This window comes from Mucilaginibacter sp. P19 (genome assembly GCF_050632265.1).
GTDB lineage: Bacteria > Bacteroidota > Bacteroidia > Sphingobacteriales > Sphingobacteriaceae > Mucilaginibacter > Mucilaginibacter gossypii.
The window spans coordinates 3,083,976-3,105,147 of sequence record NZ_CP192586.1 but is presented as its reverse complement, the minus strand read 5'-3'; the positions used below and the strand labels follow the sequence as shown (position 1 = coordinate 3,105,147).

The window sequence follows — 21,172 nt, the reverse complement described above, 5'->3', positions numbered from 1 at the left end:
GTTGATCATGGGTGAAATATTTAAAAATAATTTATAATAGCTATACTGTTGTTTTAGGCGGCTTTTTTTATAATAAAAGTATTTTTATGTCAAAAACAAGGCGCGCAGTTTTTAGCATAATTTTACAACATTTGTCGATAGCAGGTCGGGCAATATCGTTGCCGCAAATTGGTCGATATGTACTTTTGTACAATAATTACAGGTTCAATTGAACAAGTGTGTTATTTCTTTGAACAAATGTTTGCCTGTTTCATCATCATAAAATGTAGATTTGGATAATGATGTTTGTTCGAAGACATCAATCACACCAATTTTAAAACCATAGTTCATCAACAATTTTTTTCTGCGGATTACCCGCTCCGGAAAAAAAGTAACAATGTTTGTTATGATGCATTCTGTACCCGATTTGTGTATTCGCAAAAAGATCAATACGGTGCTGGCAGGCACTGTGCGCGTTATACTCACCTTAGTCGTTTTGGCCAACCTCAGTTTCCTGGCAAATGCTCAAGCGCCTAACCTGAAATTTACCGCATTAACCACCAGGCAAGGGTTGATGGGTAACGCCGTAAACGCCATCGTAAAAGATAATAACGGGATGATGTGGGTAGGCACCTCCGAAAGCTTGAACAGATATGACGGAAGGAAGTTTAAAGTTTATACATTGGGTGCCAAAAGACAGGTAGAGCCAGGTTCCTACGAAATAAGCAGTATCAGTATAGACCGTGCCGGTACGCTATGGGTAGGCACTATCGGTTTTGGTTTATATTATTACGATAAGGTGGCGGATGATTTCAAAAGCTTTAGTTCGCCCTTAAAAGGACAGCGTTTAAGCCAGGGTGTTATTACCGCCGTTTGTGCAAACGATAAAAATGAGATTTGGGTGGGAACGGTAAACGGCCTTGATGTGATCAGTCCCGATCGTAAGCATATCAGCCATTTTGAAACCGGGACAGGCAAACCAGGGCTGATACCGGTTAAAAGCATGGGTTATATTTTTGAGGATAGTTACAGCAGGATGTGGGTTTGCACCAATTTAGGTTTGTATTTATATGATGATACGCATAAAGGTTTTAAAGCCTTCCGTCATCAAAAAAACGATACCCGTAGTTTACCCTCGGATGTTGTAATGACAGTTTCGGAGGATAAAGTGGGCAATTTGTGGGTAGGTACAGCTAATGGCTTAAGCCGCCTGGATAAGGATGGTGAACACTTTGTTAATTACTGCTATAATGATAAAGATGAGCAATCGTTATGTGGTGACATAGTTTACAGCATTGCCGCTGATGATAAAGACCACATCTGGGTTGGTACCGAAGGCGGTTTGAATGTTATGGATATCCACACCGGTAAATCCATCCGTTACCGTCATGATCCGCGAGATCCGTACAGTCTTAACAGTAAATCTATCCGAAGCATTTATATCGACCCTAAAGGCATTTATTGGGTGGGTACCTATATGGGCGGCATCAATAAATACGACAAAAACCTCACATTGTTTAATTATGTGCAACCAACCGAGTTAGACCCTTATGGTTTACGCGCGCCAATCGTATCATCTTTCGCGCAAAAAAATGACAATGAACTATACGTGGGAACGGACGGCGGCGGCCTTAGTATTTTCAACAACAAAACCAACCGTTTTACTCATATCGCAATCCAGCCTAAGGAAAAAATAAATTCGGCAGGCCTGCCTGTTTTGGCTATGTTGTTGGATCAAAAAAACAACTTTGGATAGGAACATTCGGCCACGGGCTTTTTAAACTCAATACCGCAAACAATGGCTATACACAATTCACCAGCGGTACCGGAAAGCTAAATATCAGTCAAAATAACATTTTCTGCTTTAAGGAAGACCGCTTTGGTAATGTATGGATAGGTACTAACGGTGCAGGTATCGATATTTTTGACGCCAAGGTTGATAGCTTCCGGCGGTTTAAACCCGCTTTAGTGTCCGTAAAAGGCTATAAAATGCCATCAAATGGCTACATCAGGGCTTTTGAAGAGGATAACGACGGTAAGATGTGGATCGGGTCATATGGTACGGGTATCGCTATTTATAACCCGGCTACCAAAGTGTTCGACACACTTAATCCAATCAATACAGGTCTGCCTATAGCAGAGGTGTTGTCTTTAAAACGCGATACTAACGGCAATATGTGGATAGGTACCAATGGCGATGGCCTTTTCTTTTATGATCATCGGTTAAAAAAATAACCCCGTTTAAATACAATAACCAGTTACCAAACGGTGTAATTTGTAAAATTTTGCAGGATAAAACCAATAATATATGGTTCAGTACAAACCAGGGTATTGGAAGAATTGACCCGGCTGATCAGAAACTTTATGTTTATTGTAACGATAACGGGCTTCAAAACAATGTTTTTTTAAACGGGTCGGGTATTATTGCCGCAGATGGCACGCTTTACTTTGGCGGGGTAGACGGGTTCAATTATTTTAAGGGATCAGATGTAAGGCTTAATAAAAACCTGCCGCCGGTTGTGTTTACTACGCTGAGTATAGATAATAAACGTATTTCGCCCAACCGTGATAACCCCTTGCCTGTTAATATCAGTGAGGCAAAAGAGATCACCATAAAGTATAAACAAGACATCTCCATAAACTTTGTGGCACTTAATTATACCCTTCCACAGCAAAATCGGTATTCGTACATTTTAGAGGGATTTAGCAATACCTGGAAAAATGCAGGAACATCCACAACGGCCAGTTATACCAACCTTGATCCGGGAGAATACACATTCAGGGTACGGGCATCCAATAATGATGGAAAATGGAATGATACCGGTACATCCTTGAAAATTATAGTGAAGCCGCCTTTTTGGAGGACTGTATATGCTTATGTGCTTTATGTTTTGCTGGCCTTTGGCGTGTTGTTGCTCATCCGCAGGCAGGGGGTTAAAAAGCTTAAAAAGAAATTGCACGATGAGCAGGAACGTAAAGCAGCTGAAGCCCGTCATGAGCTGGATGAGATGAAAATTAAGTTTTTAACCAACCTGAGCCATGAATTCCGGACACCGATATCTTTGATAATGGCGCCTGTTGATAAGCTTTTGGAGCAGCCTAACAGCGGGCCTGTTACCGAACAATTAGGCGTTATTAAAAGAAACTCGCGCAGGTTGCTTAACCTGGTTAACCAACTGCTCGATTTTAGGAAACTTGAAGAGAATGAGCTTAAGTTGAATTTGGTTGAAGGGGAATTTATTTCTTTTGTTCGCGAAGTAGTGGATTCGTTTTATGACCTGGCCAATAGAAAAAAATTGTTACAGTATTTAAAACTGCCGGTGAAAGGTTATTTGTAAAATTTGATCATGATAAGGTGGAGCGAATATTATTTAACCTGCTATCCAACGCATTTAAATTTACGATGCCTGGCGGGCAAATTACTGTTGAAGTTACCGCCCCTGTTATATCGGAAGACGGCAATTCATACCGCTTGGGTATTTCGGTTGCGGATACAGGTACCGGTATAGCAGCCGAGCAGGTTAGGCATGTTTTTGACAGGTTTTATCAGGCAGATGCCCAGCCTGCCATACTTAACCAGGGAAGCGGGATAGGCTTATCGATAACACGCGAGCTTGTGCAGTTGCATGGCGGCGAGATTGGTGTGAAAAGTGAATTAGGCAAAGGCTCAATTTTCTCCTTATCAATTTCGTTGCCTGTAATTAATCTTTCAGAGACAGCAATGCATGGGCAAAATACGCCCGAGGCTGCCCCAATCGTTATCGACGATGACAAGAACAGTAAACCGAAGACGGCGATTGCCACTGGTGTTAACCAGCTGCATGTCCTGGTTATTGAAGATAATGATGAAATGAGGCAATACTTGTCCGAAAGCCTGGCTGCAACTTACAAAGTTTCGGAGGCAGCTAATGGCCGTGAAGGGTGGCATAAAGCACTTGCCGTACATCCCGACCTCATAGTTAGTGATATCAGCATGCCTTATATGGATGGGATCCAGCTAAGTTGTAAACTTAGGGCTGATAAAAGGACCAGCCATATCCCAATTATATTATTAACGGCGATGACCAGCCAGAAGGAGCAACTCGCAGGGCTGGAGTTGGGCGTGAACGATTACCTGACCAAACCTTTCAACTTCGATATCCTGAATATCAAAATTAAAAACCTGCTTCATCTAAATAAGTCGCTTAAAGAAACCTATCAGAAGAAGATAAAAGTTATCCCGGCAGACATGGATATCGAATCCTCGTCAGAACGGTTCATTAAAGATGTGGTGATGTATATTGAGAAAAACATCAACAACCCTAAGTTTTCCGTCGAGGAGATCAGCCATCATTTTAGTATGAGCAGGGGATCATTTTATAGTAAGATCACCGAACTAACCGGTGAGCCGCCTGTAGAATTTATCCGCTCCATAAAACTGGACAAAGCAGCTATATTGCTCGAAAAAACCGATTTGACCATTGCAGAGATAGCATACTCCATCGGTTTTTCGACGCCTCATTATTTTACCAAATCATTCAAGGCAAAATATAATGTTCTGCCTTCCGGGTACCGGGTGAAAAAAATAGATGTCAAAAGTGTGGCTTAAGTAAGCTTTCATTTTATCGGATAGAAAAATATCGATATTACCTGCCGGTATTCCCTGTTGTTTGAATAGGTAAAGGATTGGTAGTGGCCGGTGCCTTGTAACCCAACAGATTGAGCATTTGTAATCCGTATCGTGTGCCTAAAATTCGATAGCCATCAGCAGTGAAGTGCAGCTTATCTGATGCAGCCGGGCAGCCAATTGAATTGATCACATATGCGTTGGGGATAACTTCAGGAAGCTTATCAATTATGTGATTCATAGCAGCGCACTTGCCGCCCTGGTCTTCATCAACAAGCTGGCCAGCCAGCAAAGGAACTTTTTGGCCTTTAGGTGAAGATCTTTCAATAGCATATCATAGATGCCTTTTACTTTCAGTGTCCAAAGTGTATCATTTGCGTTAGATTCGCCCTGGTGCAGCAAGATGCCTTTAATCACGCCGGATTTTTGTGCCAGTTTAGCCATCTCGACCAAATGGACATAGGGATTGCCTCCATATTCGTTAATCATGTTCACCATCCAGGAAGGTGCGGTGGCTGCATAATCCTTATAACTGTCTTTCTGGAACAATTCAATTTTACAACCAGCTACCGATACGTTCACAATACCAACTGTTACATCAGGAGGCAGAGCGGCTATCAGGGTACGGCCAAAGTAGTCGGCAGGGGTGAGGCCGGTATTGCAGCGTGCCAATGGTGGTACGGCGGTGTACCAGTTGCCCTTTGCCCGTTTAAGGTTAGGGCAGTCCACAGTTTCCAGTATTTGTAAACGCGGATCAACTACGGTATCCTGTGGCTGTATGCGGGCGTTACCTTCCATATTTGATTGGCCGAAGCACAAAAAAATATAAAACTTTTTGTTTTGGGCAGATGCATCACCAACAAATAATACTACGGTTGCCAACAGGGCAAGAGAAAAGATCCTTAGATTCATTTGATGTTCTTTTAGGTTTCGCGGCAGTCAAAATTGGCGGCCGGCTTGCCGATAAAAATAGGTCAACCTATAGTCATACTATTACAACAATTGTTGAAGTTGTTATAACAGTTGTTTAGGGCATTTTGCAATAGTCTACAATGAACAGCAATAAGTTGGAAATGGGGGAGCGATTGTGCGTTTAGTAAACCAATGTGTTAACCTTTTCAACATGCGTGTCATTTAAAGTTTACAACCTTTAATACATTTGATTGTTCGAGATGTACTAATCGTGAACTCCATAACCTTAACAAAGTTTACTGGTATGATCAACAATTATTTGTAGCATTTGCCTTAATGCGCAAATACTTTATCGGTGTACTTACAAGATATAATACCTCACCCTTATTACTTTTCTTTTTTAAAATTGGTTGTAAGGACAGCGCGAGGCTGTCCTTATTTGTTTCCTGTAAGCTGGTGTATGCTGTAAATATTTATTATTTCTATCGCTATAAATCAATAAAATTTATTGTTTTAACAATATCTAAATATCGTATTTCGGGCACGCTCCGCAATCGATTGTTGTTGACGGTGTTTTTGTTTGCAAATTAACAAACCGGTGCCGGTTTCTGTTAACAAAAAGCACTTGTCTTTAACTTATTTTGGTTTTTATTTGTATTTAAGTATTTGATAATCAATAATTTGTTTTTTTATTAATCCCGAAAACAGACGTTGGGAAGTGCTATATATCATGCCGGAAAAATGTTTTAACATTGAAAGGAAACCCTGTTATAGGGAACTTGCTTAAACAAATGTTGTAAGATTAAGATAAATACTGCGCTACCTGCCCAACCACGAAAGATAATTTTACCCCTGTTATTACAACCTGCTTTTTGCCGGCTGTAACAATTAGTACTGTTGGCATTACAACGTACAGATTACCAATTATAAACATGTTGACCAATAATGGAGCATTCGTGGCATTTGTTGTTTGCTGCCCGGTTCGGCGTGGGATACCGTTTGAAATTGAAAACTAATAACACCGACATACCAATTATCAATCAATTAACTAACAAGAAAAATTATGGAAAGACAAAAAAGAGATTTTCGGGTCCTGGATAAGTACGGAACAGCTAACAGATAGGTTTCGTCGTTCATTTAAATCTGGTAGTTACCATAAGGTGACACCAGGATAATTTTAGGCATATGAGCTTAAACGATGCAGGTAAATGTTGTGCTGAGCGCAAATCAGGCCAACGTTTTCCCAATCGAATCGAAAATTTAAAACCTTAATAACATGAAGTATTCTTTACAAAAAATTTATAATAACAAGTGGCGTTATGCAACGCTCATCTTAACCGGATGTGCGCTCGCAATGCCATCGGTGTCAATTGCGCATAACCGTGGTTCGGCAGGTTCATTGAACGGTATTACCATTAATGAAAATGGCGCTTTGAAAATGAAGCCTGCATTCAACGTTTCGGGCAAAGTTACTGATGATGATAACCAACCCCTGCCCGGCGTCGCGGTTTCCATAAAAGGCACAACCCAAGGCGTAACAACTGACGCCGGCGGTAATTTTAAAATAGCAGTGCCCGGCAATTCAGCGGTGCTCGTGTTCAAGTTAATCGGTTTTGCCCAGCAAGAGATCACGGTTACCAACGGTACTGAGCTAAAAGTGCAAATGAAAAAAGATACCAAGAACCTGGAGGAAGTAGTTGTAGTTGGATACGGATCGCAAAAACGTGCCAAAGTTACCGGGGCGGTTTCATCAGTTAGCGGGAAAACCCTGGCCTCTGTACCTGTTGGTGGTATCGAAGCGCTACAAGGCCGTATCTCTGGTCTTACTGTTACCAATAATGGCGGTCCGGGAACCGGGGCTATTATATCGTTGCGCGGCATCAGTTCTGTAAATTTCGGATCCGACCCTTTATATATTGTTGATGGTTACCCGGGCAGCCTCACGGGCGTTGATATTAAAGACATTCAAAGTATCGACGTGTTGAAGGATGCCAGCGCCGCTGCGATCTATGGTTCGCGCGGTACCAACGGTGTTATCATCATCACCACTAAAAAAGGTAACAATAATAGCCGTACGGAGGTTACTATCGACTCATATTACGGTATACAAAACGTTATCAAGAAATATGACCTGCTTAACACCCAGCAATACTTGCAATACGAGCGCGCCCTTAACGGGTCTGCTGGAATAGCTTTACCGCCGCGCCTGCAGCCAGATAACTTTAATAAGCCGATTTACGCAGGTAGTTCTCAAACCTTTGCCCAAACCAATACTAACTGGCAGGATGCTTATTTTAGAAGCAACGCGCCAATACAGCAGCATAATGTGGCGTTGAGCGGCGGCAATGCGGTATCCCGATTTTACACCTCGGCCAATTACTTCGATCAGCAGGGTATTGCCCAGGGACTAAGTGCCTACCACAAGGCTTTCCGTGCTAATTCCGATCATACCATCAGTAAGTTCCTTTCATTTGGCGAAACATTCAACGTTATTGAAAACCATCAGCGCTATGGCGTTGACGCGGGTAACCGTACCGCTATTACCAATGTGGTGAGGATGCAGCCGTATCTGCCTATTTACAATCCCAACAACGCAGGAGGGTTTATGGGGCCGCAAAATAGCTTCGACGGATCGGATCCTACCAATCCAATTGAAGCTGCCAAACTTATCGATAATACCAACCACGGCTTCACTATCCATGGTAACGCTTATGCAACGCTTAAGTTTACCCCATGGCTTAACTTTAAATCAATTTATGGTATTGACTACAATACCAATCAAAACAATACTTACACGCCTATTTACGATGACGGTGGTACTTCAAAATCCACAACAGCAGTTATTAACTACGGTAGGAGCACCAGCACAACTCAACTGTATTCTCAACAGCTTACCTTCGATAAAACATTCGGCAACAAGCACCATGTTAACGCCGTTTTAGTTTACGAGGCCCAGAGCTCGCGCGGCGATAACCAGGTATCTTCTGGTAATCAAAATACCAACACGGTAAGAACACTAAATGGCGCGACTAATCTTTACACTAATTACACTTATGGTACAAATCTCCTCGTATCGGAGGTAGCCCGTGTAGGGTACGACTTTGAAGGTAAATATTTGATATCTGGTTCTATCCGACGGGATGGTTTATCTGTATTTGCACCGGGACACAAGCACGAAAGCTTTCCTGCGGCGTCATTAGGCTGGAAGGTAGACCAGGAAAATTTCATGAAGGGAATCAAATCAATATCTTCATTAAAGCTTAGGGCGGGTTATGGTGTAACGGGTATTAATGGTACCGTACTGGGCAACTATCCTTATCTGCAGCCTATATCATCTAATATTGCTACCTATCCGTTCAACGGTTCATTGGCCGATCTTGGAAATGCATCATTTTACAGTGGTTTAAGTAACCTCGATCTGTCATGGGAGACAACCAAGCAAACAAATATCGGTTTGGATCTGGGTTTATTCCAGGAAGCGTTTACCCTATCTGCCGAGGTTTATAACAGGCAAACCGATAACCTCTTATTGACAGTACCTACACCGCCCAGCTATGGCTTTGGCGGGGCCGGTACTTTAGCAAACGTAGGTTCGATGCGGAACCGCGGCTTTGAAGTTACTTTAGGTTATCATAAAACAAGTGGCGAGTTTAAATACGATATTAACGGAACCTTTGCCTTGAACAGAAACAAGGTTTTAACGCTTAATACTGCAAATGCCTCAATTACCGCCGGTGGCGATGCGGATTATGGTGGCGGTAACCCTCTAACCAATACGGTGGTCGGGCAACCGGTACAGTCATTTTACGGCCTTATTGTTGACGGAATTTTTCAAAACGCGGCCGAGGTTTCTAATTCACCCACGCAAACAGGGGCGGCTCCGGGTGATATCAAATTCAGGGACGTAAACCATGATGGTGTTATCAATGATGCCGATCGTACCTTTATAGGTAGCTATCTGCCCAAATTTACCTATTCATTAAACTACAGCGCATCATATAAAAATTTCGACGTGGTGGTATTTTTCCAGGGTGTTTACGGCAATAAAATATTTAACGCCGAAAGGATTATCCTGGAAGGTATGCCAAGGCTTTTCAACGCGGGCACGAATGTTTTAAACGCGTGGACGCCTACAAATACCGGTACAAATATTCCGCGTGCCTTTTCCGGCGACCCGAACGGAAACAAAAGGCCTTCAACAAGATGGATTGAAAGTGGCTCATACCTCCGCATTAAAAACATGCAGCTTGGCTATAATTTCCCCACGTCATGGTTAAGGGCAAAAACAGATAACGCGCTTAACAGGCTCCGGATTTATGTGGCTTCAACCAACCTTTTGACGTTTACAAAATACAAAGGTCTCGATCCCGAAATAGGCTCACGTAACGGCACCCTCACCAACGGTATTGATTATGGCCAGTATCCGCAGCCAAGAGTAGTTCAGTTGGGTTTGCAGGCAACCTTTTAATGATTAATTTAAAAAGATACAGCGATGAAAAATAAAAAAATATTCGTGTGGTCGGCCCTTACAGCTATCATAGTAACGGCTACGGTTAATTCCTGTAAAAAGGGATCTCTCAACACCAGCGACCCTAATAACGTAACAACCAATCAGTACTATAAAACCAGCGACCAGCTAACCAAAGGCGTGAATGCTATATATGTTGCTATTCATTCGCTGGGGCTGGTATCAAGGGAATGGTTCTTTATTCACGATCTCAGAAGCGATGAGGTTGCAAGCGGCGGCGGACAGCTCGAAGCGCCCAGGGGCCAGATGCTTAATGGCAATGCAGACCCTGCCAACTCAGTATTGAACTCGGTGTGGAATGCCTGGTACACAGCAATATTCAGAGCGAATGTAGTTATTCAAAACGGACCAGTTGTAACCGATAATGGACCGTTGCGCGACAGACTGGTTGGCGAAGCTAAATTTTTGCGTGCATGGGCTTACTTTGACCTGGTTTCGCAATGGGGAGGAGTGCCGCTTCTTACGACACCCGTTAAAACTGCCAGCGATTTTCAACCCCGCGCGTCTGAATCTGAAGTTTATTCACTAATCATAAAGGACCTTCAGGATGCGGCCGCCGTTCTACCTGAAAAATCAGGTACTGACAAGGGACGGGCGACTGCCTCTGCAGCAAATGCCATGCTGGGCCGCGTACTGATGCAAAACGGCGACTATGCAGGTGCAAAGGCTGCGCTCTTAAAAATTCCTACAACCGGAGTAAACGGCTATACGCTTACCAGCAGATATCTTGATAACTTTGAAGAAGAGACCGAATTCAACAGCGAATCCATCTTTGAAATTGTATTTGTTGATAAAGGTGACGGCGGGTTTAACTGGGGCGGTGATAGCCCTACTGAAGCACAATCTACCGTGCGTAACCAGGAGTATAACCCAATTGCCTGGAGAAACCTTATTCCTTCAAATAAATTAATTAATGAGTTTGAAAATACGGCTACAGGTGCTGCCAAATCTGATCCCCGTTTTCACTACACCTGTTATCAATCGGGCGACACTTATAATAAAGGTGCGTCGGTGCTAACAGACGGCGACCAGAACGGCAACTCGTCAGTGATGAACGGCGTAACCAAAAAGATCAGTTTTCGTAAGTTCATGATCATCTACAAGGAAGGTTTGCCGGCAGCGGGTTTCCACCCGGGCGGCAATAATCAACGCATTATCCGTTATGCCGAGGTTTTATTGATGCTGGCCGAATGTGAAAATGAGTTGGGTAATACTGCCGCCGCAGTTAATTATCTTAATATGATACGGGCCCGTGCAGATGTTGCAATGCCGCCTTATCCAACCGCACAATATCCGGTTGGCTCAAAAGCTGATGTTGTAAAAGCAATTATGCACGAAAAAATGGTAGAAATGGGTTGCGAAGAAATAAGAAATATCGACATTCTTCGCTGGAGGAAAAAGCAATACTTTACAACCGATCCCTTCCCTTATTTCAAGAAAGGCCGGGATGAATTATTGCCAATTCCTCAGGCCGAGCTGGATAATAACCCTAAGGTAAACGGACATCAAAACCCTGGCTATTAATACTTAACTTGCTTATATAGCAGTTAAAAAGTATAAAGTTCGGATTTGTTAAAAGAGATAGGTTGCGCATAGCAGCCTATCTTTTCCATATAAACCAATTTATAAATGAAGAAATTTTACCCGGCTTTATTGCTCGTTGGTGTTGTTCTTTTTTCATGCGCTAAAAAGAAAACAGCACTGTTCGAATTGATACCGTCTTCACATTCGGGCGTTACTTTCAATAATTTAATTACCGAGAACGATTCAATCAACCCGATTGATAATGCCAATGTTTATAACGGCGGCGGAGTTGGCATAGGCGATTTCAATAACGATGGCTTACAGGATATTTACTTTTCGGGTAACATGGTATCAAACAAGCTGTACCTAAATCGCGGCGACTTTAAGTTTGATGATATTACAGATAAAGCCGGAGTTAATGGTTTAGGAAAATGGGGCAGAGGGGTTGCTGTTATCGATATTAATAATGATGGCCTTCAGGATATTTATGTATGCAATTCGCTGCTACAGGATAGCGTCAAAAGGCAAAATTTGCTTTACATAAACCAGGGGACAGATAAAAGGGGATACCGCACTTTAAGGAAGAAGGCAAAGAATATGGCCTTAATATACACGCATATTCTACTATGGCAACCTTTTTGATTACAATAACGATGGCAAGCTGGATATGTATCTTACCGTTAATAGGCCTGGGGACGGCTATTATGCAAACCAGTTTCGCCCGATAATTGCGGACGGCAGCGGTAAGAGTACAGGGAGGTTGTATGAAAGCAAATGGGATGCCCAACTTAAACACCCGGTGTTTAGCGATGTATCCAAAAAAGCCGGTATATCCATTGAAGGCTATGGGCACGCGGCAACTATTGTGGATATAAATAAAGACGGGTGGAAAGATATTTATGTTACCAACGATTTTATATCGCCCAATATCCTCTACATCAATAATGGTGATGGTATATTCACCAATAGATCTAAAGAATACTTTAAGCACACCTCTATGAACTCGATGGGGCAGGACATCGAAGATTTAAATAACGATGGTTTGGCCGATGTATTTGAACTGGACATGTCACCACCGGATAATTACCGGAAAAAAATGATGTCGATGCCGGAAAGCTACCAGTCGTATGAGTTATTTAATCATTATGCATACCAATATCAATATGCACGTAACACCTTGCAGATAAACCAGGGGCCGGGATTGGGGCAGAATGATTCTATCAAGAACCCCGTATTCAGTGAAACCGGGTTCTTGAGCGGAGTTACAGAGACCGACTGGAGCTGGACGCCTTTGATAACGGATTTCAACAATGATGGTTATCGCGATATCATTGTAACCAATGGATTTCCGAAAGATGTTACTGATCATGACTTTATCGTTTACCGAAACAATCCTTATTCCACAGCCTCAAAAAAACTGTTATTGACCAGATTCCTACAGTCAAGATCCATAATTATGCTTTTCAAAATAATGGCGACCTAAACTTTGGTGATGTTTCCAGCCAATGGGGATTGGATTTACCGACCTTTTCAAACGGTGCCGCTTATGCTGATCTGGACAATGACGGGGCAATGGATATGGTGATCAATAACATTAATGACCAGGCTCTTATCTATAAAAACAATAGCCGCGCACTTACCTCCAAACCATCAAATTACTTGCAGGTAAAATTGAATGGCAACAACTTTAACAGGGATGGTATTGGTGCCTGGGTAGATATCTATTATGCAGGCAAGCAGCACCAGGTATACGAGAACAATCCTTATCGTGGATATTTATCGTCTATCCAAAACGTCGCGCACTTTGGCCTCGGCAAAGTCAATAAGCTCGACTCTGTAGTAGTGAGATGGCCGAATAATTATAAGCAGGTATTAAAAAATGTAAGCGCTAATCAAACGCTGAAAGTAAATATCAATGATGCGCGTCAGGCTTATAGTTGGGTTATACCCCAAAAAAACAGGGGGCACTGTTTACTGAAGTTACAGGCACGGCAGGTATTAGTTACAGGCACAAGGAGGATGATTTTCCGGATTTTACCATTCAGAAATTATTGCCTCACAAATTTTCGGCGTATGCTCCGGCGCTTGCAGCCGAAGATGTTGATGGCAACGGGCTTGATGATATTGCTATCGGTGGTAACAAGAAATTTCCCGCTCAGGTTTTCCTGCAGCAGGCTAACGGTAAATTTAATCAGCGAAATTTAATTGATGTAAAACCGGACAGTGCAAATTATAAGGATGAAAGTTTATTGTTCTTTGATGCCGATGGCGATGGGAAACCAGATCTGTATATGTCCAGCGGGGGATATGAAAGCGCGCCGGGTTCAAAAAATTATGCAGACCGCATCTACCTTAACGATGGCCGCGGGCGGTTCAGCGAACAAAAAGGTGCCTTGCCCGGTAATTTTACAAGTAAGCTATGTGTCAGGGCATTTGATTATAATAAAGATGGCAAGCTCGATTTGCTGGTAACCGGCCGGGTTGATCCATGGCATTATCCCAACCCCGTATCCTGTTTTATCTTACGTAACGACAGTAAACCTGGAAAGTTGCAATTTACAGATGCAACGGCATCAGTTGCGCCTTGTTTGAAAAACCTCGGGTTAACCTGTGATGCCCTGGTTACAGATTATGATAATGACGGTTGGCCGGATCTTGTTATAGCGGGTGAATGGATGCCCATTACGTTTATCAAAAACGTTGGAGGCAAATTCGTTAACTCCACAGCGGCATCGGGTATTGCTGATAAGATCGGCTGGTGGAATTCCATCGCGGCCGGCGATTTCAGGCATTGCGGTAAGATAGACTATATTGTTGGCAACCTGGGAAAGAATAGTTTTTTCAAGGCCAGCGATAAAGAGCCCGTATATATCACGGCAGGCGATTTTGATAAACGTAAAACCACCGATGCCTTTCCATCCCTATTCCTCCCCGACACTGACGGGGTGAAACGTGAATTTCCATCTTTTGTTCGTGACGATGCTATCAAGCAAATGATCAGTCTCCGAAAAAGTTTGTGAATTACCGCTCTTTTGGACACGCAACGTTGCAGGATTTGTTATCGCCCGAACAACTGAAAAATGCCTTGCGGTTAAAAGCCAATACGCTTACTTCATGCTATCTCGAAAATTTAGGAAACGGGACATTTAAAATGTACCCTCTGCCAAACTATGCGCAGGTTTCTGCCATTAACGGAATGGTAGTGGATGACTTTGACGGTGATGGCAATTTAGACTTAGCCATAAACGGGAATTATTACGGCACAAATGTTTCGGTAGGCCGGTACGATGCCTTAAACGGATTGCTTTTAAAAGGCGATGGCAAAGGAGGATTTAAGCCATTGACGATTTTGCAAAGCGGGATCTGTTTTCCCGGCGATGGAAAAGCCCTGGTAAAACTTAAGGGGAAAGATAACCGGTATTACCTCGCTGCCAGTGAGCATAACGGCAGTTTGAAGTTATTAAAGCTTAACATACCGGCTAAAACTATCAAAATTGAGCCGCAGGACGCGTATGCGGAAGTATCTGCAAAAGACGGTTCGGTTACCAAGCAGGAGTTTTATTACGGCTCGTCTTTTTTATCACAATCGGCAAGGTTTCTGAAAATAAGCCCGGACGTACAGAAAGTTAAGATTGTATCTAACGATGGCCGATGTAGGGAAATTAAGCTTTAATAATCCGCTTGTGGTATTCAAAATGTAACACCTTCAATATTGATCGGGATCTTAAGAGAAAATAATGCGTAGCTAATTTTACAGAAGGAATGCCGAAGAATGTAATTATCAATTTTGCTTTGAATTTGGCCCGTGGAAAAACGTCGTTAAATATTTATGCAAAATTTTTGCTTTTGATACCGGCCATGTCATTTGTTATCTCATGCCGCGATTCATCGGAGAGTAAAATGATCCGGATCATTTCCGGTCTGAACCAAAAGGATTACAACAGCCGCAATCCGTTTTGTCCCGAAGCGAAAGTGGCGCAGTGCGATAGCTTACTTAAACTGCCGGGCAGGGAAAATGATTTTTATCTTTTAAATACCAAGGCTAAGCTTTTATTGGAAACCGGTGACGAAACACAGGCTGTTGCCATCTACGAAAAGATGGTGAGGGGGACCGATAGCTCAAAACGTGATTTATTTGAACCGGATATGGCACTGGCCTACATGAGGTTAGGCGAGCGAACTAATTGTATGTTGAACCACAACCGGATGTCATGTACCTACCCAATAAGGGATAACGCGATTCATGTAAATCAAACCGGTTCGCGACATGCTATTGCAGTTTATGAAAGCATTTTGAAGAAGCATCCGGCTGACCTGGAATCCCGCTGGATGCTCAATATCGCTTACATGACACTGGGGCATTACCCCGATAGTGTGCCTAAGCCGTTTTTAATTCCAGATCTCAATAAAACATCCGCGACAAAAATAAAGCCGTTTACCGATATGGCTACCGATGTTGGTATTAAATTGAAAAGCAGGGCGGGTGGCGTTATAGCGGATGATTTCAATAACGACGGTTACCTTGATATAGTAACCTCGGGAACGGAACTTGATGATCACATGCATTATTTTCAAAATAACCAGGACGGAACATTTATTGACAAGTCTGAAACAAGCGGGTTGCGGAAGTTTACCGGTGGGCTGAATATTCAGCAAACTGATTACAACAACGATGGGAAGATGGACATTTTTGTACTGCGGGGTGCCTGGAAAAAGAACGGTTTTGGTAACCAGCCTGCCTCACTGCTGCGCAACAATGGCGATGGCACATTCACGGATGTGACGATACCCGCCGGGTCACTTTTTTATCACCCTACACAGGCGGCAGTCTGGGCTGATTTTAACAATGATGGATGGCTCGATGTTTTTATAGGTGCGGAGGGTTTTAACAACGGCGACAGCGTCAATATCCACCGGAGCATGCTTTATATAAATAACCGGAACGGTAGCTTTGCTGAAGTTGGCCATAAAGCGCATTGCGATGTAATGTCGTATGTAAAAGGGGTTACATCGGCAGATTTTAACCATGACGGATGGCCGGATGTTTTTATTTCGACAATGGACGGGCGCAAATATCTGTTAAAAAATAAAGGTAACAGCGAAAATACCCCCGACTTTGAAGACGTTACAAAGCAATCGGGGATCCTGGCAAACAGCAACAGTACTTTTACTACCTGGTTTTTTGATTACAACAATGATGGCTGGCAGGATATCCTGATTGCAGATTACAAATTCGAGGCTCCGCTGGGATATTATTCGGCTGCCGAAGCGCTCGGAAAACCCATACCCAATGCGGGAAACATTTACCTGTATAAAAATAACCATAACGGCACTTTCACCGATGTTACCAAACAAACGGGCCTTGATAAAGTAGTGTTCAGCATGGGCGCAAACTTTGGTGATATTGATAATGACGGCTTTCCCGACTTGTATTTTGGCACAGGCAACCCCGATTTTGGCTCTATTATACCCAATAAAATGTTCAGGAACGTAGACGGACAGCGGTTTGAGGACGTTACAGGCGTCTCCGGAACGGGAAACCTGCAAAAAGGTCACGGTGTAGCGTTTGCAGATTTCAGGAACCGTGGCTTACAGGATATATTCATTGAAATGGGCGGGGCTTACGCCGGCGATGCCTATACCAGCGCCTTGTATGTAAACCCTGGTCAAAATGATAACAACTGGATAAATATAAAGGCAGAAGGGATAAAAAGTAATAAAGCTGCCATTGGCAGTCGGTTAAAAATAACATTTGTTGACAATGGTGTTAAAAAAGTGTTTACCGCGACTTAAATTCGGGTGGCAGTTTTGGTTCATCACCCATACAGGCGGAAATAGGTGTAGGGCATGCCGGGCTTATCGAAGAGCTTGAAATAACATGGGCTGGCAGCCATAGCGTTCAACGATTTCGTAATTTGAAAGTAAATCAGTTTTACCACATTACGGAAGGAAAAGGGAAAGTGACCCTGGTTCAATTAAAAAAACTTAGTATCAATAATATGGCGATGAAAATGTGAGATCTCGCTTAAATCGAGATAGCGATCAGTTAATTCACAGGTACTTACACCAAATAAGCTTTGGATGATATGTGGGCGCACGAAAAAGGCAATTAGGATAACGCTTTCCTAATGCCGTTTGAAACACCACTATAGGGCAGCCGTTGGCATAAAGCGGCGAAATAAAATAAGCACCGAGGGTTTTGCTTTCAATGATCAGTATACCATTGACATATTCGTCAAAGTCGGGACGCGAAACAACGTAATTATATTCACCGATTTCTAAATTACTTCTTTCAAGTAACAAAATGAAATTATCTTTGTAACTAAGATAATTAAAGTTACAAAGATATTGTGAAAAGCGAAGCTATTACCCGGATAAGGAAACTAAGCCAGTTGTATGCTTATACATCCATTCAAATGCATGAGAATATTGCGCGAAAAGCCGGGCTATCAGGTACCGATCAGAAATACCTGGGCTTTTTCCTGGTGAAAGGGGCCATGACAGCCGGCGAGCTTATGGAAGTAACCGGGCTTACCAGCGGCGCTGTTACAGGTTTGATTGACAGGTTTGAGAAAAAGACCTGGCCAAGAGAGAGTTTGCGAAAACGGACAGGCGAAAAGTACTGGTTGTGCCGGATACTGAAAAGATAATGCAGCTTCTGGCCCCGCTTTACAAGGATTATCGCAGCCATTCGGAGCAATTGATCGGTTCTTTCGCTGAAGAAGATTTAAAAATCATCGAAAAATTTTTGGAAGGATCGATTGCAATTATGAGTGAAACGGTCAATCAGTTTAAAGACAAGTAAAGTATAATGAAAAACAGAAGTTTATACATTGTTGATTTAAAAAAGGCCGATAAAACGTTTAATAGGTTAATCGGCGGGGGCAAGGGGGCAAATCTGGCAGAATTATACACGATTAAGGCGCTTAATGTGCCTGACGGTTTTTGTATAACTACAGAAGCTTTTAAAGAAACTGTTGGGAACGATCAGGAGTTTAACTCACTGCAGGAGCAGTTAGCATTGCTAACCGAAAACCAAAGGAACGAGATCCATGAAATAAGCAAAAAGATCAGAACACTGATAGAATCGATAGCTCTTTCTCTGGAACTGAAAAGCCAGATCGTTGCGCGTATGGACCAATATGGTGGTGATTATGCTTACGCCGTTCGTTCAAGTGCGACAGCGGAGGACTTAGCCACCGCGTCGTTCGCCGGACAACAGGATACCTACCTGAACGTTATCGGCGAAACCGCTATTTTAAAACATATCAGCAAATGTTGGGCATCTCTTTTTACAGAACGTGCCATCATCTACCGGCTTCAGAATGGCTTTGACCACCGCAAGGTTTACCTGGCTGTTATTATACAGCAAATGGTAGTTGCAAAGGTAGCCGGCGTGCTATTTACGGCCCATCCTGTTACTGGTAACAGGAAAGTGAGCTCGATAGATGCGAGCTTCGGCTTGGGGAAGCACTGGTTTCTGGTTTGGTTAACGCCGATAATTACCAGGTCCGTGCTTCAAGAATTATTGAAAAGAAGATTTCAGAGAAAAGGATTGCTATTGAGATCATTAAAAATGGCGGTACTGAGCAAAAAGAGATAGGGCCGGAGCAACAAAATAAGCAAGCGCTAACTGACGAGCAAATTTTACAACTCGAACAAACCGGCAGGATGATCGAGGCACATTTCGGCCATCCCCAGGATATTGAATGGTGTTTAAGTGACGATAAATTCTATGTTGTACAAAGCCGGCCAATCACCACATTATATCCTGTGCCAGCGGCAGACGACTTGGAGAACCGGGTTTATGTATCTGTAGGACATCAACAAATGATGACTGACGCATTTAAACCACTCGGCATATCCGTTTGGATGTTAACCGGAAACCGCGCGATATTCAAAATGGCTGGCGGAAGGTTATTTGTTGATATCTCGAAGGGGCTGGCTTCGCCGGCAGGCAGGGAGAATCTTTTAAATGTATTGGGGCATTCAGATCCACTCATAAAAGATGCCCTGATGACTGTAATCGATCGAAACTTTGTAAAAGAGGACCCTGGAGCCAATATTCCCGGACAGGTTAAAGGTCATCACGGGATGTCGGCGGCGGATATACTTGCGGAAGCGGGAGCCGATGCCGGGATTGTGGCCGATCTCATCAGCAGCAGCGAAAGGTCGGTATCAGCATTGAAAGATAACATCCGGGCAAAAACAGGACCCGATGTATTTGATTACATCCTGGACGATATGCAGCAACGGAGGCAGCTGTCTTTAGAAAAGAAAAATCTGAACGTGATCATGGCGGCCATCCATGCATCGGCCTGGATCAATGACAAGATGAAAGAGTGGCTTGGTGAAATCAACGCAGCAGATGTTCTGTCGCTTTCTGTTCCAAACAACATTACCTCAGAAATGGGCCTTGAACTTTTGGACCTGGCGGATGCGATTCTGTCCCTATCCGGAGGTCATCGCCTATCTGCAAGGGGCAAAACAGAATAATTTATTGAATGGGTTATGCCAGTTGGAGGGCGGATCGCAAGTACACGACGCTTTCATTGCTTATTTTAACAAATATGGCATGCGTTGCGCCGGCGAGATCGATATTACCCGTACACGATGGAGGGAAAATCCAGCTGCGCTGGTTCCGATGATCTTGAGCAATATCAAAAACCTTGAACTGGGAGAGAGTACCCGAAGATTTGAGCAGGGGAAGCAGGCAGCCTTAGAAAAAGAACAAGACTTAATGTTGCGCCTGAAACAATTGAACGATGGTGAAGAAAAAACCCGGGAAACGAAGCAGATGATTGACCTGTTGCGGAATTTTATCGGCTACCGCGAATATCCGAAATACGATATCGTGAGCAGGTACTTTATCTACAAGCAGACTTTGCTTCAGGAAGCCGAACGCCTCGTAAAAGCCGGTGTGCTTCGTGATGAAAAAGATAGCTATTATCTTTATTTTGAAGAGTTGCATGAGGTGGTGCGTACCGGAAAAGTAGATTACCAGCTTATTGACCAGCGCAAAACGGATTATCAATTTTATGAAAAGCTGACACCGCCACGAGTTATTACTTCTGAAGGTGAGGTGATAACCGGTCATTACAGCCGTGAGAATATCCCGGTAGGGGCTCTGGCCGGTCTCGCTGTTTCTTCCGGCATAGTTGAAGGGCGCGCACGCATGGTGCTGAACGTAGAAGGTGCTGATCTGGAAGATGGCGATATCCTGGTTACAACCTTTACCGACCCAAGCTGGACGCCTTTATTCTTAGCCATCAAAGGACTTGTTACAGAAGTTGGCGGACTAATGACACATGGCGCGGTAATAGCCCGTGAGTACGGTTTGCCGGCGGTTGTTGGCGTGGAAAATGCAACCAAACTGATTAAAGACGGTCAACGCATACGCGTGCATGGAACCGCAGGTTACGTGGAAATTATAAGCGAGGCTGTCGTGTAACCGAAGTAATCTTGTCGCGAATTACCCCCGGGATTGTCGCTTTTGCACACTGCAAAACACCGGCGTGTATCCCATCTTTGTATCGTTGATTAAGTTTATAATCAATACGGATCGAGTTACGAAAAACAACAAAGTAAACCGGCAACCGTACAGGATTTTTAAACAAGCAAAT

The 21,172-nt window shown here is 43.2% G+C and carries 19 protein-coding genes and 2 pseudogenes; 18 read left to right on the top strand and 3 right to left on the bottom strand.

The genetic code is table 11. The features are described 5' to 3' along the window. Window positions 1–385 precede the first annotated feature (385 nt). The 5 genes and pseudogenes from ACQ86K_RS15160 (at window position 386) to ACQ86K_RS15140 (ending at window position 4,567) form a co-directional block, all read left to right on the top strand. Window positions 386–1,735 (top strand): ligand-binding sensor domain-containing protein, encoded by a 1,350-nt coding sequence (locus ACQ86K_RS15160; RefSeq protein ID WP_431200665.1) that lies wholly within the window; start codon window positions 386–388, stop codon window positions 1,733–1,735. Beyond that, a pseudogene (locus tag ACQ86K_RS15155) lies at window positions 1,732–1,881 on the top strand (two-component regulator propeller domain-containing protein); the annotation flags it as partial. The gene ACQ86K_RS15160 and the pseudogene ACQ86K_RS15155, both read left to right, overlap by 4 nt. A 66-nt stretch (window positions 1,882–1,947) precedes the next feature. Beyond that, window positions 1,948–2,214: a two-component regulator propeller domain-containing protein gene (locus tag ACQ86K_RS15150; RefSeq protein ID WP_431200664.1), complete on the top strand. Its 267-nt coding sequence runs from the start codon at window positions 1,948–1,950 to the stop codon at window positions 2,212–2,214. Beyond that, entirely contained in the window at window positions 2,211–3,317 is a 1,107-nt protein-coding gene (locus ACQ86K_RS15145) for a triple tyrosine motif-containing protein (protein ID WP_431200863.1), read from the top strand. Before ACQ86K_RS15150 ends, ACQ86K_RS15145 begins: the two co-directional genes overlap by 4 nt. A gap of 17 nt (window positions 3,318–3,334) precedes the next feature. Further along, the gene (locus tag ACQ86K_RS15140; RefSeq protein ID WP_431200663.1) at window positions 3,335–4,567 is read left to right on the top strand and encodes an ATP-binding protein; all 1,233 of its coding nucleotides are present in this window, start codon (window positions 3,335–3,337) and stop codon (window positions 4,565–4,567) included. A 37-nt stretch (window positions 4,568–4,604) separates the two neighbouring features. On the opposite strand, the gene ACQ86K_RS15135 is transcribed toward ACQ86K_RS15140, so the two are convergent. Then, window positions 4,605–4,877: a hypothetical protein gene (locus ACQ86K_RS15135; protein ID WP_431200662.1), complete on the bottom strand. Its 273-nt coding sequence runs from the start codon at window positions 4,875–4,877 to the stop codon at window positions 4,605–4,607. Continuing rightward, the gene (locus tag ACQ86K_RS15130; RefSeq protein ID WP_431200661.1) at window positions 4,823–5,497 is read right to left on the bottom strand and encodes a sialate O-acetylesterase; all 675 of its coding nucleotides are present in this window, start codon (window positions 5,495–5,497) and stop codon (window positions 4,823–4,825) included. The genes ACQ86K_RS15135 and ACQ86K_RS15130 overlap by 55 nt, the downstream gene beginning before the upstream one ends. 1,276 nt (window positions 5,498–6,773) lie before the next feature. Here ACQ86K_RS15130 and ACQ86K_RS15125 point away from each other — a divergent pair. The 9 genes from ACQ86K_RS15125 (at window position 6,774) to ACQ86K_RS15085 (ending at window position 17,566) form a co-directional block, all read left to right on the top strand. Next, window positions 6,774–9,965 (top strand): SusC/RagA family TonB-linked outer membrane protein, encoded by a 3,192-nt coding sequence (locus ACQ86K_RS15125; protein WP_256337367.1) that lies wholly within the window; start codon window positions 6,774–6,776, stop codon window positions 9,963–9,965. 24 nt (window positions 9,966–9,989) lie between these two features. After that, a complete protein-coding gene (locus ACQ86K_RS15120; protein ID WP_091164065.1) occupies window positions 9,990–11,549 on the top strand; it encodes a RagB/SusD family nutrient uptake outer membrane protein in 1,560 nt (519 codons plus the stop codon). Window positions 11,550–11,654: 105 nt separating this feature from the next. Further along, the gene (locus ACQ86K_RS15115; protein WP_431200660.1) at window positions 11,655–12,191 is read left to right on the top strand and encodes an FG-GAP repeat domain-containing protein; all 537 of its coding nucleotides are present in this window, start codon (window positions 11,655–11,657) and stop codon (window positions 12,189–12,191) included. Window positions 12,192–12,216: 25 nt separating this feature from the next. After that, window positions 12,217–13,032: an FG-GAP repeat domain-containing protein gene (locus ACQ86K_RS15110; RefSeq protein ID WP_431200659.1), complete on the top strand. Its 816-nt coding sequence runs from the start codon at window positions 12,217–12,219 to the stop codon at window positions 13,030–13,032. 29 nt (window positions 13,033–13,061) lie between these two features. Further along, window positions 13,062–13,754, top strand: coding sequence for an ASPIC/UnbV domain-containing protein (locus tag ACQ86K_RS15105; protein WP_431200658.1), 693 nt, complete (start codon window positions 13,062–13,064; stop codon window positions 13,752–13,754). Then, a complete protein-coding gene (locus tag ACQ86K_RS15100; protein WP_431200862.1) occupies window positions 13,673–14,569 on the top strand; it encodes an FG-GAP repeat domain-containing protein in 897 nt (298 codons plus the stop codon). Before ACQ86K_RS15105 ends, ACQ86K_RS15100 begins: the two co-directional genes overlap by 82 nt. Further along, on the top strand, window positions 14,566–15,222 hold the full coding sequence (locus ACQ86K_RS15095) for an FG-GAP repeat domain-containing protein (RefSeq protein WP_431200657.1): 657 nt from the start codon (window positions 14,566–14,568) through the stop codon (window positions 15,220–15,222). The genes ACQ86K_RS15100 and ACQ86K_RS15095 overlap by 4 nt, the downstream gene beginning before the upstream one ends. 89 nt (window positions 15,223–15,311) lie before the next feature. Next, window positions 15,312–17,342: an FG-GAP-like repeat-containing protein gene (locus ACQ86K_RS15090; RefSeq protein ID WP_431200656.1), complete on the top strand. Its 2,031-nt coding sequence runs from the start codon at window positions 15,312–15,314 to the stop codon at window positions 17,340–17,342. A gap of 29 nt (window positions 17,343–17,371) precedes the next feature. After that, entirely contained in the window at window positions 17,372–17,566 is a 195-nt protein-coding gene (locus ACQ86K_RS15085; RefSeq protein WP_431200861.1) for a hypothetical protein, read from the top strand. Window positions 17,567–17,600: 34 nt separating this feature from the next. On the opposite strand, the gene ACQ86K_RS15080 is transcribed toward ACQ86K_RS15085, so the two are convergent. Then, complete coding sequence (locus ACQ86K_RS15080) at window positions 17,601–17,852, bottom strand: hypothetical protein (RefSeq protein ID WP_091164073.1); 252 nt, start codon at window positions 17,850–17,852, stop codon at window positions 17,601–17,603. 47 nt (window positions 17,853–17,899) lie between these two features. On the opposite strand from ACQ86K_RS15080, the gene ACQ86K_RS15075 reads away from it, so the two are divergent. From ACQ86K_RS15075 to ACQ86K_RS15060, 4 genes and pseudogenes are all read left to right on the top strand, one after another. Continuing rightward, the gene (locus ACQ86K_RS15075) at window positions 17,900–18,199 is read left to right on the top strand and encodes a hypothetical protein (RefSeq protein ID WP_431200655.1); all 300 of its coding nucleotides are present in this window, start codon (window positions 17,900–17,902) and stop codon (window positions 18,197–18,199) included. Beyond that, window positions 18,199–18,354: a hypothetical protein gene (locus ACQ86K_RS15070; RefSeq protein ID WP_431200654.1), complete on the top strand. Its 156-nt coding sequence runs from the start codon at window positions 18,199–18,201 to the stop codon at window positions 18,352–18,354. Before ACQ86K_RS15075 ends, ACQ86K_RS15070 begins: the two co-directional genes overlap by 1 nt. Before the next feature lie 6 nt (window positions 18,355–18,360). Beyond that, window positions 18,361–20,045: pseudogene (locus tag ACQ86K_RS15065) on the top strand (PEP/pyruvate-binding domain-containing protein). After that, window positions 19,987–21,000: a PEP-utilizing enzyme gene (locus tag ACQ86K_RS15060; RefSeq protein ID WP_431200653.1), complete on the top strand. Its 1,014-nt coding sequence runs from the start codon at window positions 19,987–19,989 to the stop codon at window positions 20,998–21,000. The pseudogene ACQ86K_RS15065 and the gene ACQ86K_RS15060 overlap by 59 nt, the downstream one beginning before the upstream one ends. Window positions 21,001–21,172 lie beyond the last annotated feature (172 nt).